This is a genomic window from Pseudomonas sp. TWRC1-2, from assembly GCF_049896685.1.
Taxonomy (GTDB): domain Bacteria; phylum Pseudomonadota; class Gammaproteobacteria; order Pseudomonadales; family Pseudomonadaceae; genus Aquipseudomonas.
In genome coordinates, this window is the sequence record NZ_JAFCUU010000006.1 from 289,746 (window position 1) to 302,719 (window position 12,974).

The window sequence follows — 12,974 nt, forward strand, 5'->3', positions numbered from 1 at the left end:
CTTGTGGACTTTGTAATTATTTTGTTACATTTTTTCTCGCCGCAAAAACCATAAGAACACTGCGTGACCCCCGTCGGAAATCCACCTCATTGATTCGACGACGTTTTGAAGACCCGTGTGGGTTTTCTGCGTGACCCTGCCTATTACAAAAAGCCCGATACATCGCTCATTGACGACGCACATATCCAAAGGGAAAGGAACATGGAAGTAGCAGGTAATGGCTCCACTTTGTCTCAACGTAAACGCGCCTCAGGTTTCAGGTTGATACCTCTCACGCCCATCGCACTCGGCCTGGCCTTGTGGCTGGGCCAGGGCCCAATGGCCTGGGCAGATGACAGCAACCCTTACACCGCCCAGGTGTTGGAGTCGGCCTTCAGGAAAGCCGTGGCATCGTTTGGCCCCAACACCGATGTCTACAAGAACCTGCGCTTTGCTTACGCAGACATCGTCGACCTGGCCGCCAAGGACTTCGCCGCACAGTCCGGCAAGTTCGATTCAGCCCTCAAGCAAAACTACGAACTGCAACCCGAAAACCTGACCATCGGCGCCATGCTCGGCGACACCAAGCGCCCGCTGGATTACGCCTCGCGGTTGGATTACTACCGCAGCCGGCTCTTCAGCAACAGCGGACGTTACACCACCAATATTCTCGATTTTTCCAAGGCCATCCTCGCCAACCTGCCGGCTGCCAAGCCCTACACCTACGTAGAGCCGGGCGTCAGCAGCAACCTCAACGCGCAGCTGAACGCCGGCCAGTCCTGGGCCGCCGCTACCCGTGACTGGAGCGCCAACGCGCAAACCTGGAAAACCCCCGAAGCCCAGGTCAACTCCGGCCTGGACCGCACCAACGCGTACTACGCCTATGCCTTGGGCATGACCGGCAAAGGCGTGAATGTGGGCGTGCTGGACTCGGGCATTCTCACCGAGCACTTCGAGTTCCAGGGCAAAAATGCCCAGGGCCAGGATCGCGTGCAGGCGGTGACGTCCACCGGCGAGTACTACGCCACACACCCGCGCTACCTCCACGACACCCCGGACGGCGAGTTTCAAAAAGGCGAGCACTTCAGTATTTCCGGTGAGTACGACCCGACCATCAACGACGGCCACGGTACGGAAATGTCCGGTGTACTCGGCGCCAGCCGCAACGGCACCGGCATGCATGGCATCGCGTTTGACGCGAACATTTTTGTCGCCAATACCGGCGGCACCGACGACAACCGCTTCCAGGGCTCCAACGATCTGGACTACAACGCGTTCATGGCCAGCTACAACGCGCTGGCCGCGAAGAATGTGTCGATCGTCAACCAGAGCTGGGGGCAAAACTCGCGCAACGACGTTGAAAACCACTTCGGCAATGTCGGCGACAGTGCGGCGGACAACTTGCGCGACATGAAGGCGGCCTATCGCCCGTTCTGGGACAAGGCCCACGCCGGGCAGAAAACCTGGATGGACGCCATGGCCGACGCGGCGCGGCAAAACACCTTTATCCAGATCATCTCGGCAGGTAACGACAGCCACGGCGCCAACCCGGACACCAACGCCAACCTGCCGTTTTTCAAGCCGGACATCGAAGGCAAATTCCTCTCGATCACCGGTTACGATGAGACCAGCGCGCAGGTCTACAACCGATGCGGCACCTCCAAGTGGTGGTGCGTGATGGGCGTCTCGGGGATTCCGTCCACCGGGCCAGAAGGGGAAATCATCCCGAATGCCAACGGCACCTCGGCCGCCGCGCCGAGCGTGTCCGGGGCCTTGGCGTTGGTGATTCAGCGCTTTCCCTACATGACCGCCAGCCAGGCCCGGGATGTGCTGCTGACCACCTCCAGCCTGCAAGCGCCGGACGGCCCGGACACCCCGGTGGGTGACCTCACGGGTGGCCGCACCTACGACAATCTGCAGCCGGTGCACGATGCCGCGCCTGGCACCCCGCAAGTACCGGGCGTCGTCAGCGGTTGGGGCTTGCCCAACTTGCAAAAGGCCATGCAAGGGCCGGGGCAGTTCCTTGGTTCGGTGTCGGTAGCATTGCCCACCGGTACTCGCGATATCTGGGCCAACCCGATTTCCGATGAAGCCATTCGTGCCCGCCGTGTGGAAGACGCCACCGAGCAGGCGACCTGGACGGCCACCCAGCAACAAAAGGGTTGGCTCAACGGTTTGCCGGCGAATGCCTCTGACGATGATCAGTTTGAATACGAAATCGGCCATGCGCGCGAACAGGCAACGCTGGCACGCGGCAAAGACTTGCTCACCGGCAATACCTATATCGGCAGTCTGGCCAAGTCCGGCGACGGCGAACTGGTGCTGGAAGGCCAGAACACTTACTCCGGCAGCACTTGGGTGCGCGGCGGCAAGCTGTCGGTGGACGGCGCGTTGACCTCGGCCGTGACGGTGGATGGCAGCGCCGTGGGCACAGTCAACGCCGATAACGGCGTGATGACCACGCTGGGCGGCACACTGGCCGGCAACGGCACGGTGGGTGCCTTGACCGTCAACAGCGGTGGCCGTGTGGCACCGGGTCACTCGATTGGCACGCTGCACACGGGCGACGTAACCTTCAACCCGGGCTCGGTGTATGCCGTCGAAGTCGGCCCAAACGGGCGAAGCGACCAGATCCAGAGCAGCGGCGTCGCCACCCTCAATGGCGGTGTGGTGACCGTGTCTTTGGAGAACAGCCCTAACCTGTTGTCCGCCACCGAGGCGCCCAGCCTGTTGGGCCAGCCGTTCAACATCCTTACCGCCACCCAGGGTATCAACGGACAGTTTGCGGCGATCTCGCCTAATTATCTGTTCATCGGGACTCAGCTGAATTACCAGCCTAACGCGCTGACCTTGGCCGTAGAGCGCAACCAGACGACCTTTGCCAGCGTTGCGCAAACCCGTAACGAGCGCGCCGTGGCGACGGCGGCCGAGGCGTTGGGCGCGCATAGCCCAGTATATGAAAGCCTGCTCGCTTCAGACTCGGCCGCCCAGGCGCAGGCCGCGTTCAAGCAACTGTCGGGGCAACTGCACTCGGATGTGGCGGCAGCGCACATGGCTGACAGCCGCTACCTTCGTGAGGCGGTCAACGGCCGTCTGCAACAGGCTCAGTCACTCGACTCCAGCGCGCAGATCGACGCCCGCGACAACGGCGGCTGGGTGCAACTGCTGGGTGGTCGCAATAACGTCAGCGGCGATAACAATGCCAGTGGCTACTCTTCGTCCACCAGCGGCGTGCTGCTGGGGCTGGACACCGAGGTCGGCGACGGCTGGCGTGTGGGCGCAGCGACCGGCTACACCCAGAGCCACCTCAATGGCGAGTCGGCTTCGGCGGACAGCGACAACTATCACCTGTCGGTGTACGGCGGCAAACGCTTCGACGCGATAGCGTTGCGCTTGGGCGGCGCCACCACCTGGCATCGTCTGGACACTTCGCGCCGCGTGGCTTACGCCAACCAGTCGGACTACGACAAGGCCGACTACAACGCGCGGACCGACCAGGTGTTTGCCGAGATCGGCTACACCCAATGGAACCTGTTCGAACCCTTCGCCAACCTGACGTACCTGAACGACCAGAGTGATTCGTTCAAGGAGAAGGGCGGCGCCGCCGCTTTGCATGCCAGCAAGCAAAGCCAGGACGCCACGCTGTCGACCCTGGGCCTGCGCGCGCATACCCAATTGCCGATCAGCTCGACCTCGGCCGTCACCTTGCGCGGCGAGCTGGGTTGGGAGCATCAGTTTGGCGATACCGATCGTGACGCCTCGCTGAGGTTTACCGGCAGCGACGCCGCCTTCGCCGTCAACAGCGTGCCCGTGGCGCGTGATGGCGCGGTGGTCAAGGCCAGCGCGGAAATGGCCTTGACCAAGGACACGCTGGTGTCCTTGAACTACAGCGGTTTGCTGTCCAACCGCGGTAACAACAACGGGATCAATGCCGGATTCACCTTCCGCTTCTAACCTGGTGTTGTCATGCATAGAGGGGCGCACTGCGCCCCTTTATTCATGGGATAAACAGCCCTGCGCAAATTTGACTCACGGGTTTACAATTGCCGCTCCTGATCAGGAGTATCCCTGTGCTGACTCATCTCGATTCCCAAGGTCGCGCCCATATGGTCGACGTCACCGACAAAGCCGTGACGTTCCGCGAGGCCGTGGCCGAAGCGCGGGTGCGCATGCTGCCCGACACCCTGAAAATGATTGTCGACGGCGCCCACCCCAAGGGCGACGTGTTTGCCGTGGCCCGTATTGCCGGGATCCAGGCGGCGAAAAAAACCAGTGATCTGATTCCGCTGTGCCACCCGCTGATGCTGACCGGTGTAAAGGTTGAGCTGCGCGCCGACGGCGTGGACGCCGTGCATATCCTTGCGCGCTGCAAGCTCAGCGGCCAGACCGGCGTAGAGATGGAGGCGCTGACCGCCGCCAGCGTCGCGGCGCTGACGATCTACGACATGTGCAAGGCAGTGGACCGCGGCATGACCATCGAAAGTATTCGCCTGCTGGAAAAGCTTGGCGGCAAAAGCGGGCATTTCAAGGCGGACCAGGCATGAGCATCAACGTATTGTTTTTTGCCCGCTACGCCGAGGCGGTGGGCTTTGATTCGCTGGAGATGGAGGGCGATTTCGCCACCGTCGATGCCGTGCGCCTCGCGTTGGCCAATGACCCGGCGTTTGCCGTGCTCAATGAGTCCAGCCTGATGTGTGCGCGTAACGAAGAGCTGTGTTCGCTGGATGAGCCGCTCGTCGAGGGTGACGAAGTGGCGTTTTTCCCGCCCGTGACCGGAGGCTGAGCATGGCCATTCGCGTACAGGCCGAGCCGTTTGATCCGGGCTTGGAAGTCAATGCGATGCACGCGGCCAATGTCGGCGTCGGCGCGGTGGTGAGTTTTGTCGGCTATGTGCGCGACTTCAATGAGGGTCGCGAGGTGTCGGGGATGTTCCTTGAGCACTATCCGGGCATGACCGAAAAAGCCTTGGCCAAGATCGCGGTCGAAGCCGAACAGCGCTGGCCGTTGCTCAAACTTGAGATATTGCACCGGATTGGCGCGCTTGAGCCGGGCGAGCCGATTGTGTTCGTGGCAGCCGCCAGCGCGCATCGCCAGGCCGCGTTTGATGCCTGTGCGTTTGTGATGGACTACCTGAAGACCCGAGCGCCGTTCTGGAAGAAGGAAAACACGCCCGAAGGGCCGCGCTGGGTGGAAGGGCGGGGCAGCGATCACGCGGCGGCGGATCGCTGGAAGTAAACACCTGACATAAAGGTGTAGTGAGATCTGAATGTGGGAGCGGGCTTGTGTGGGAGCTGGCTTGCCTGCGAAAGCATCACCGCGGTGTGACTGACTCACCGAGGTGTCTGCATCGCAGGCAAGCCAGCTCCCACATTGCCCGCTCCCACATGTTTAATCGCATTCAGCTTACGGGCGTTTGCGTTCTACAGCGCGCAGCAAATGCGTCGGCGGCGTTTCGCAGCTGATCTTGCGGCCCAGCAACGTCTCGATCGAAGGCAGCTGATACGAGTCATCCTCGCCCGCAAAACTGATCGACACCCCCGCAGCGCCGGCACGCCCGGTACGGCCAATGCGGTGCACGTAGTCGTCCGGCACTTCCGGCAGGGTGAAGTTGATCACATGGCTGATGCCGTCGATGTGAATCCCGCGCCCGGCCACGTCGGTGGCCACCAGCACGCGAATCTTGCCTTCGCGAAAGCCTTCCAGGGTCTTGATGCGCTTGTGCTGCGGCACGTCGCCCGACAGTTGCGCGGCGTTGACGCCATCGCGTACCAGGCGTTCTTCGATGCGGCGCACTTCGTCCTTGCGGTTGGCAAACACCATCACGCGCTCCCAACCGTTGTCATTGATCAGGTTGTAAAGCAGCTTGTATTTGTCGGCGCCGGCCACTGCGTAGATGTGCTGTTCGACGTTTTCGCTGGCAACGTTCAGCGCCTCGATCTCGACGATGGACGGATCGGTGGTCCACTGCTTGGCGAGGTTCATCACGTCTTCGGTGAAGGTCGCGGAGAACAGCAGCGTCTGGCGCTCGTTTTTCGGCGGGGTCTGACGAATGATCTGACGCACTTGCGGGATGAAGCCCATGTCGAGCATGCGGTCGGCTTCGTCCAGCACCATCACTTCGACCATGTCCAGGTGCACATCGCCACGCTGGTTGAAGTCGAGCAGGCGGCCCGGGGTGGCAACCAGGATGTCGCAGTGGCGGGCTTCGAGGTGCTTGAGCTGCTTGTCGAAGTCCATGCCGCCCACAAACGTCATGACGTTGAGGCCGGTGTACTTGGTCAGGTCGGCGGCGTCCTTGGCGATCTGTACCACCAGCTCGCGGGTCGGCGCGATGATCAGTGCGCGCGGTTCACCCATGTAGCGCTCTTTGGGCGGCGGCGTCTGCAGCAACTGGGTGATGATCGAGATCAGGAACGCGGCGGTCTTGCCGGTGCCGGTCTGTGCACGGCCGATGGCGTCTTTGCCGGCGAGGGTGAAACCCAGCACTTGGGCCTGGATCGGCGTGCAGTACGGGAAACCCAGGTCCTGGATGGCGTGCATCAGTTCCGGAGCCAGTTTGAAATCGTGGAAGCGGGTTTTGCCTTCCTGCGGCTCGACGACGAAGTCTTCAAGTTTCCACGGGATCACGGGCGCTTTGGGCGCGCGTTCGCGGCGGGGTGCCTTGGGCGCAGGTGCAGGCTCGGCCTCGGCGGATTTTGCCGGTTCAGGCGCGATCACCGGTGGCTTCTTCGGTGAGGCAACAGGTGCGGTCCGGTCTGGCTGTTTACCGTCATTGCGGCTGCCGGATGAGGGGACAGGAGCACTGGGAACAGGCGCGAGCGGCTCAGCCTCGCTTTTGCCGAACATCTTCTTAAGTGCTTTGAGCACGGTCATCTCATTAATTGGTTAAGGAATGTACGCCGGCCAGTGTAATGCAAGAATCGGGCGCGGCGTAGTGCGTTGGTCACACGGCTACATAATGTGCGGTTTTCAGCCCAGGCGAGCGGTCAGCCAGGTTCCGATGTCGTGTATCTCCTGGGGTAACACTTCGTGCCCCATTGGGTATTCCTGCCATGTCACGGTGACACCACGGCTCTTCAAATGCTCGTAGGCGCTGCGGCCCATGGCGTTCTGCACCACATCATCGTACTGGCCGTGCAGGCACAGCGCGGGAATGCGTTGTTGGCTGGCGGACAATTGCAGCTCATCGCCAAAGGTGGGGGCGTAGGTGGAGAGGGCAATGACGCCGCCCAGCGGGCCCTGCCATCTAAGGAAGGCGGTGTGGAATACCACGGCGCCACCCTGGGAAAAACCGGCGAGGAAAATACGCGAGGCGTCTATTCCGGTTCTCTTCTGCTCCTCGATCAGGTCCGTGACCATGGTGGTGGATGCTTCCAGCTCTTGCAGGCTGATCGAACGGGCCGGGCTCATGGCCTTGATGTCGTACCAACTGGGCATCTCGTAGCCGCCATTGATGGTCACCGCACGCGTCGGCGCCTGAGGCAATACAAAGCGCGTGGTCAACAATGTTTCCTGCAGCGCCTCGGCCACCGGCAGGAAGTCGTAGCGATCGGCACCCAGGCCATGCAACCAGATTACGCAGGCGTCTGCGGGCTTGGCGGGCTGAAGAATCAAGGGTTCGGTCATGTCTGCTCCATTAATGTGCGTGCGCTCCGATTGGGTGCGTCGGAACGGTGCGTGATGGGTTGATCTGTTAAGAGAATGTCGCAAGGTTGAATCTTTTCCTATTGACCACGGGCTGAAACGACTCAGCCATCACTCTGGTACGGGCCTTGCTATGTGTAGGTCGATGTCAGGACTAACTCGCGACGGTAACACTATCAGTGACTGCCGCTTGTGGGATAGCAACTGGAATTACTGCGACAACTTCATGCCGCTTGACCCTAAAAAAAGCCAACACGGGTCGATATCGCCTCATAAGGGTGCGCTGAGGTTCGAGCTCCGACACAACAAGAGCAAAACTGGAGGTTTGAATGAAGGTATTGAAATCCACCCTGGCCATCGTGTGCGCGGCCGCCGTATTGGGTGTCAGTGGTTTCGCCCAAGCCGGCGCAACCCTGGACGCTGTGCAGAAGAAAGGCTTCGTGCAATGTGGCGTGAGTGACGGCCTGCCGGGTTTCTCGGTGCCGGATGCCAGCGGCAAGATCCTGGGGATCGACGCTGACGTGTGCCGCGCTGTGGCAGCTGCCGTTTTCGGTGATGCGACCAAGGTCAAATTCAGCCAGTTGAACGCCAAGGAGCGTTTCACCGCGCTTCAATCCGGCGAAGTCGACATCCTGTCGCGCAACACCACCATGACCAGCTCTCGCGATGCCGGCATGGGCCTGAAATTCCCGGGCTTCATCACCTACTACGACGGTGTTGGCTTCCTGGTTAACAACAAGCTCGGCGTGAAAAGTGCCAAGGAACTGGACGGTGCAACCATCTGCATCCAGGCCGGTACCACCACTGAGCTGAACGTGTCCGACTACTTCCGCGCCAACAACCTCAAATACACCCCGATCACCTTCGACACCTCCGATGAAAGCGCCAAGTCGCTGGAATCCGGTCGTTGCGACGTGCTGACCTCCGACAAGTCCCAGCTCTACGCACAGCGCAGCAAGCTGGCCTCGCCGAAAGACTACGTGGTGCTGCCGGAAACCATTTCCAAAGAACCACTGGGTCCGGTCGTGCGTAACGGCGACGACGAGTGGCTGGCCATCGTGCGCTGGGTTGGCTACGCCATGCTCAACGCTGAAGAAGCCGGTATCACGTCGAAAAACGTCGAAGCTGAAGCCAAGTCCACCAAGAACCCGGACGTTGCCCGTCTGCTGGGTGCTGACGGCGAATACGGCAAAGACCTGAAAGTGAAGAAAGATTGGGTTGTACAGATTGTCAAGCAGGTCGGTAACTACGGTGAAGTGTTCGAGAAAAACCTCGGCAAAAGCACACCACTGGAAATCGACCGTGGCTTGAACGCACTGTGGACCAACGGTGGCATTCAATACGCACCCCCTGTGCGCTGATCGTTGATGGTTCTATCACCCGGTGGGCCAACCACCGGGTGATGTTCTGTTCCATTATTTGCGGGGCACTTCATGCAAAATCAAATCGGCGCACCCAAGCAGAAGCTCAGCTTCAGCGACCCTAAAGTGCGTGCGTGGCTCTTCCAGATCATCACGATTGTGGCGGTCGTCGCGCTGGGCTGGTACCTCTTCAACAATACGCAGACCAACCTTCAACACCGGGGCATTACCTCGGGGTTCGACTTTCTTGAACGCAGTGCCGGCTTCGGCATCGCTCAGCACTTGATCGACTACACCGAATCGGACAGCTATGCCCGCGTCTTTGTGATCGGCCTGCTCAACACCTTGCTGGTGACCGTGATCGGTGTGGTCCTGGCGACCCTGCTCGGCTTTATCATCGGCGTGGCGCGTTTGTCGCCCAACTGGATGATCAACAAACTGGCGACGGTGTATGTGGAAGTATTCCGCAACATCCCACCGCTGCTGCAGATCCTGTTCTGGTACTTCGCGGTGTTCCTGACCATGCCGGGGCCGCGCAACAGCCATAACTTTGGTGACACGTTCTTTGTCAGCAGCCGTGGCCTGAACATGCCGGCAGCGATCGCCGCCGACGGTTTCTGGCCGTTTGTGGTCAGCGTCGTTGTCGCCATTGTGGCAATCGTGCTGATGGCTCGCTGGGCCAACAAGCGCTTTGAAGCCACCGGCGTTCCCTTCCATAAGTTCTGGGCGGGTCTGGCGTTGTTCATTCTGATCCCGACGCTGTGCGCCCTGATCTTCGGCGCGCCACTGCACTGGGAAATGCCCACGCTGCAAGGCTTCAACTTCGTGGGCGGCTGGGTACTGATCCCTGAACTGCTGGCATTGACCCTGGCGCTTACCGTCTACACGGCCGCGTTTATTGCCGAGATCGTGCGGTCGGGCATCAAGTCCGTCAGCCACGGCCAGACCGAAGCCGCGCGCTCCCTGGGCCTGCGCCCTGGGCCGACGCTGCGCAAGGTCATCATCCCGCAAGCCCTGCGGGTGATCATTCCGCCGCTGACCAGCCAATACCTGAACCTGGCGAAAAACTCGTCGTTGGCCGCCGGTATCGGCTACCCGGAAATGGTGTCGCTGTTTGCCGGTACGGTGCTCAACCAGACCGGCCAGGCCATCGAGGTTATTGCCATCACCATGAGCGTGTACCTGGCGATCAGCATCAGCATTTCCCTGCTGATGAACTGGTACAACAAGCGCATTGCGCTGATCGAGCGGTGAGGAAACGCACATGACTTCGCATACTTTCAAACCTGATATGCCGCCGCCGAACAAAGTCTTCGGGCCGATGGCATGGATGCGCGCCAACCTGTTTTCCAGCTGGCTGAATACCTTGCTGACCTTGTTGGCGTTTTACCTGATCTACCTGATCGTGCCGCCGATCCTGCACTGGGCCATTCTTGACGCGAACTGGGTCGGGACCACGCGCGCCGACTGCACCAAAGAGGGCGCCTGCTGGGTGTTTATCCAACAGCGCTTCGGGCAGTTCATGTACGGCTACTACCCCGGCGACCTGCGCTGGCGCGTGGACCTGACCGTGTGGCTGGCCATCGTAGGCGTGGCGCCGTTGTTCATCTCGCGTTTTCAACGCAAGGCGGTCTACGGCCTGAGCTTTCTGGTGCTGTACCCGATCATTGCGTACTTCCTGCTGCACGGCGGCGTCTTCGGCCTGACCAACGTAGCCACCAGCCAGTGGGGCGGCCTGATGCTGACCCTGGTCATCGCCACGGTCGGTATTGCCGGCGCCTTGCCGCTGGGCATTGTGCTGGCGTTGGGGCGGCGTTCGAACATGCCGGCGATTCGAGTGGTCTGCGTGACCTTCATCGAGTTCTGGCGCGGCGTGCCGTTGATCACCGTGCTGTTCATGTCCTCGGTGATGCTGCCGCTGTTCCTGCCCGAAGGCATGGGCATCGACAAACTGCTGCGAGCGCTGATCGGCGTGATCCTGTTCCAGTCGGCCTACGTGGCGGAAGTGGTGCGGGGTGGTTTGCAGGCGATTCCCAAGGGGCAGTACGAAGCCGCTGCGGCGATGGGCCTGGGTTACTGGCGCAGCATGGGCCTGGTGATTTTGCCGCAGGCCTTGAAGCTGGTGATTCCCGGTATCGTCAACACGTTTATTGCGCTGTTCAAGGACACCAGCCTTGTGATCATCATCGGCTTGTTCGACCTGCTCAACAGCGTCAAGCAAGCCGCCGCCGACCCGAAATGGTTGGGCATGGCTACTGAAGGCTACGTGTTCGCCGCCCTGGTGTTCTGGATTTTCTGTTTTGGTATGTCGCGCTATTCCATTCATTTGGAACACAAGCTCGACACAGGCCACAAGCGTTAGGAGTTGTTGTTATGAGCGAAGCGATCAAACAGCCTGTGAGCCCTGAAGGCATTATCCAGATGCAGGGCGTCAACAAATGGTACGGCCAGTTCCATGTGTTGAAAGACATCAACCTCAACGTCAAGCAGGGCGAGCGTATCGTGCTGTGCGGCCCGTCGGGTTCGGGCAAGTCCACCACCATCCGCTGCCTCAACCGTCTGGAAGAGCATCAGCAAGGCCGCATCGTGGTCGATGGCGTGGAGCTGACCAACGACCTCAAGCAGATCGAAGCGATCCGCCGCGAAGTCGGCATGGTGTTCCAGCACTTCAACCTGTTCCCGCACCTGACCATCCTGCAGAACTGCACGCTGGCGCCGATGTGGGTGCGCAAGATGCCCAAGCGCAAGGCTGAAGAAATTGCCATGCACTACCTGGAGCGCGTGCGCATTCCGGAGCAGGCCCACAAGTTTCCGGGGCAACTGTCCGGCGGCCAGCAACAGCGCGTGGCGATTGCCCGTGCGCTGTGCATGAAGCCGAAAATCATGCTGTTCGATGAGCCGACCTCGGCACTCGATCCGGAAATGGTGAAAGAGGTACTGGACACCATGATCGGCCTGGCCGAAGACGGCATGACCATGTTGTGCGTAACCCACGAAATGGGTTTTGCGCGCACCGTGGCCAATCGCGTGATCTTCATGGACAAGGGCGAGATCGTCGAACAGGCAGCGCCGAATGACTTCTTCGACAACCCGCAGAATGATCGGACCAAGTTGTTCTTGAGCCAGATTTTGCATTGATCGATGCTTGAAACGATAAACCCGGCCTGGTGCCGGGTTTATTTTTGCCTGTCTAGGAGGCCTTGAGGGCTTCCCGCGTTTCGTTGTTGAGGCTGTAAGTGAAGGCGTTGCGCAGGTCTGCGCCTTCGGCCAGTTCGGTGGCGTCGGTGAGCAAGTGGGGGTAACGATCCAGCAGGCGCATCAGCACCATCAACGGTTTTGGCGGCGTAATTTCGCCGCGTTCGTAGCGTGAGAGTGCGTTGTGCCCGCCACCGGAAAGCACCGCTACGGTTTGTTTTTGCGTGAGGTGCAGCTTGCGGCGGATACGCTTCAATTCGGCGCCCATCATGCGCCGGGCGGCGTGGAGCAGATCATCACCGGCCTTGGCATGGCGTTCGCAACTATCGGGGTCATACATGCCGTCTTCGCACACCTGGCATTCCCAGCCCGAGAGATCATCAATGCGCCGCTCCATACCTTTTATGCACAGGGTTTCGCTGCGGCCTTCAAAGCGTGTCATGGCGTCGGGGGCGCCACAGATATAGCAATGTTGGGTGTTCATGGGTTCATCCCTTTGAAGGAGATCACCGGTGGGTTACTGCCGGAGCAGTAAGTGACCTTGATGTAAATCTCCAGACCATGTGAATGGATGTGGTAGACGTCATGCCAGACGCGGTGATCGGCATAGGTGGTCATCGATTTGTACAACATCCTGTTGTGCAGTTTGAAAACGATCGCTTGCATCTCAGTGAGATCAAGGTCGAGAGCCTCTGCGGTTCTCTTTGCCGCCCGTGTGAAAGCCTTGGCACCAAGCCGCCTCACATCCGCCTTTATCACCGCCAGATCGTAATGAGGTGTGTACTTTTCCATAAG

General features: G+C 60.2%; 12 protein-coding genes. 8 read left to right on the forward strand and 4 right to left on the reverse strand.

Annotation, left to right across the window (positions count from 1 at the left end):
• Positions 1 to 201: 201 nt before the first annotated feature.
• From ACP7B3_RS19220 to moaE, 4 genes are all read left to right on the forward strand, one after another.
• Complete coding sequence (locus ACP7B3_RS19220) at positions 202 to 3,933, forward strand: autotransporter domain-containing protein (protein ID WP_426180238.1); 3,732 nt, start codon at positions 202 to 204, stop codon at positions 3,931 to 3,933.
• Positions 3,934 to 4,049: 116 nt separating this feature from the next.
• Positions 4,050 to 4,523 (forward strand): cyclic pyranopterin monophosphate synthase MoaC, encoded by a 474-nt coding sequence (gene moaC, locus ACP7B3_RS19225; RefSeq protein ID WP_056858942.1) that lies wholly within the window; start codon positions 4,050 to 4,052, stop codon positions 4,521 to 4,523.
• Complete coding sequence (moaD, locus tag ACP7B3_RS19230) at positions 4,520 to 4,762, forward strand: molybdopterin converting factor subunit 1 (protein WP_145161281.1); 243 nt, start codon at positions 4,520 to 4,522, stop codon at positions 4,760 to 4,762. The genes moaC and moaD overlap by 4 nt, the downstream gene beginning before the upstream one ends.
• Positions 4,763 to 4,764: 2 nt before the next feature.
• Entirely contained in the window at positions 4,765 to 5,214 is a 450-nt protein-coding gene (moaE, locus tag ACP7B3_RS19235) for a molybdopterin synthase catalytic subunit MoaE (RefSeq protein WP_369300948.1), read from the forward strand.
• A 168-nt stretch (positions 5,215 to 5,382) separates the two neighbouring features.
• Here the strand turns inward: moaE and rhlB are convergent, their stop codons facing one another.
• Positions 5,383 to 6,852: an ATP-dependent RNA helicase RhlB gene (rhlB, locus tag ACP7B3_RS19240; protein WP_145161285.1), complete on the reverse strand. Its 1,470-nt coding sequence runs from the start codon at positions 6,850 to 6,852 to the stop codon at positions 5,383 to 5,385.
• Positions 6,853 to 6,948: 96 nt separating this feature from the next.
• Positions 6,949 to 7,605, reverse strand: a complete 657-nt coding sequence (locus ACP7B3_RS19245; protein WP_145161287.1) for an alpha/beta hydrolase — start codon at positions 7,603 to 7,605, stop codon at positions 6,949 to 6,951.
• Positions 7,606 to 7,952: 347 nt separating this feature from the next.
• On the opposite strand from ACP7B3_RS19245, the gene ACP7B3_RS19250 reads away from it, so the two are divergent.
• The 4 genes from ACP7B3_RS19250 to ACP7B3_RS19265 all read left to right on the forward strand — a co-directional run bounded on the left by ACP7B3_RS19250 (position 7,953) and on the right by ACP7B3_RS19265 (position 12,122).
• Positions 7,953 to 8,984, forward strand: coding sequence for an amino acid ABC transporter substrate-binding protein (locus ACP7B3_RS19250; protein WP_106579519.1), 1,032 nt, complete (start codon positions 7,953 to 7,955; stop codon positions 8,982 to 8,984).
• Between the two features lie 72 nt (positions 8,985 to 9,056).
• The gene (locus ACP7B3_RS19255) at positions 9,057 to 10,238 is read left to right on the forward strand and encodes an amino acid ABC transporter permease (protein WP_369300945.1); all 1,182 of its coding nucleotides are present in this window, start codon (positions 9,057 to 9,059) and stop codon (positions 10,236 to 10,238) included.
• Positions 10,239 to 10,248: 10 nt separating this feature from the next.
• Positions 10,249 to 11,346, forward strand: a complete 1,098-nt coding sequence (locus ACP7B3_RS19260; RefSeq protein WP_145161290.1) for an amino acid ABC transporter permease — start codon at positions 10,249 to 10,251, stop codon at positions 11,344 to 11,346.
• An 11-nt stretch (positions 11,347 to 11,357) separates the two neighbouring features.
• Positions 11,358 to 12,122, forward strand: coding sequence for an amino acid ABC transporter ATP-binding protein (locus ACP7B3_RS19265; protein ID WP_003171943.1), 765 nt, complete (start codon positions 11,358 to 11,360; stop codon positions 12,120 to 12,122).
• Positions 12,123 to 12,174: 52 nt separating this feature from the next.
• Here the strand turns inward: ACP7B3_RS19265 and ACP7B3_RS19270 are convergent, their stop codons facing one another.
• Together ACP7B3_RS19270 and ACP7B3_RS19275 are read right to left on the reverse strand one after the other, a co-directional pair.
• A complete protein-coding gene (locus ACP7B3_RS19270; protein WP_262210622.1) occupies positions 12,175 to 12,663 on the reverse strand; it encodes a type II toxin-antitoxin system MqsA family antitoxin in 489 nt (162 codons plus the stop codon).
• A complete protein-coding gene (locus ACP7B3_RS19275; protein ID WP_145161294.1) occupies positions 12,660 to 12,971 on the reverse strand; it encodes a type II toxin-antitoxin system MqsR family toxin in 312 nt (103 codons plus the stop codon). Before ACP7B3_RS19275 ends, ACP7B3_RS19270 begins: the two co-directional genes overlap by 4 nt.
• Positions 12,972 to 12,974: the final 3 nt, after the last annotated feature.

Excerpts from the sequence above, each read along its gene's own strand:
- ACP7B3_RS19220 (WP_426180238.1), top strand. The coding sequence starts at position 202 with ATGGAAGTAGCAGGTAATGGCTCCACTTTGTCTCAACGTAAACGCGCC.
- moaD (WP_145161281.1), top strand. The coding sequence starts at position 4,520 with ATGAGCATCAACGTATTGTTTTTTGCCCGCTACGCCGAGGCGGTGGGC.
- moaE (WP_369300948.1), top strand. The coding sequence starts at position 4,765 with ATGGCCATTCGCGTACAGGCCGAGCCGTTTGATCCGGGCTTGGAAGTC.
- rhlB (WP_145161285.1), bottom strand. The coding sequence starts at position 6,852 with ATGACCGTGCTCAAAGCACTTAAGAAGATGTTCGGCAAAAGCGAGGCT.
- ACP7B3_RS19245 (WP_145161287.1), bottom strand. The coding sequence starts at position 7,605 with ATGACCGAACCCTTGATTCTTCAGCCCGCCAAGCCCGCAGACGCCTGC.
- ACP7B3_RS19250 (WP_106579519.1), top strand. The coding sequence starts at position 7,953 with ATGAAGGTATTGAAATCCACCCTGGCCATCGTGTGCGCGGCCGCCGTA.
- ACP7B3_RS19255 (WP_369300945.1), top strand. The coding sequence starts at position 9,057 with ATGCAAAATCAAATCGGCGCACCCAAGCAGAAGCTCAGCTTCAGCGAC.
- ACP7B3_RS19260 (WP_145161290.1), top strand. The coding sequence starts at position 10,249 with ATGACTTCGCATACTTTCAAACCTGATATGCCGCCGCCGAACAAAGTC.
- ACP7B3_RS19265 (WP_003171943.1), top strand. The coding sequence starts at position 11,358 with ATGAGCGAAGCGATCAAACAGCCTGTGAGCCCTGAAGGCATTATCCAG.
- ACP7B3_RS19270 (WP_262210622.1), bottom strand. The coding sequence starts at position 12,663 with ATGAACACCCAACATTGCTATATCTGTGGCGCCCCCGACGCCATGACA.
- ACP7B3_RS19275 (WP_145161294.1), bottom strand. The coding sequence starts at position 12,971 with ATGGAAAAGTACACACCTCATTACGATCTGGCGGTGATAAAGGCGGAT.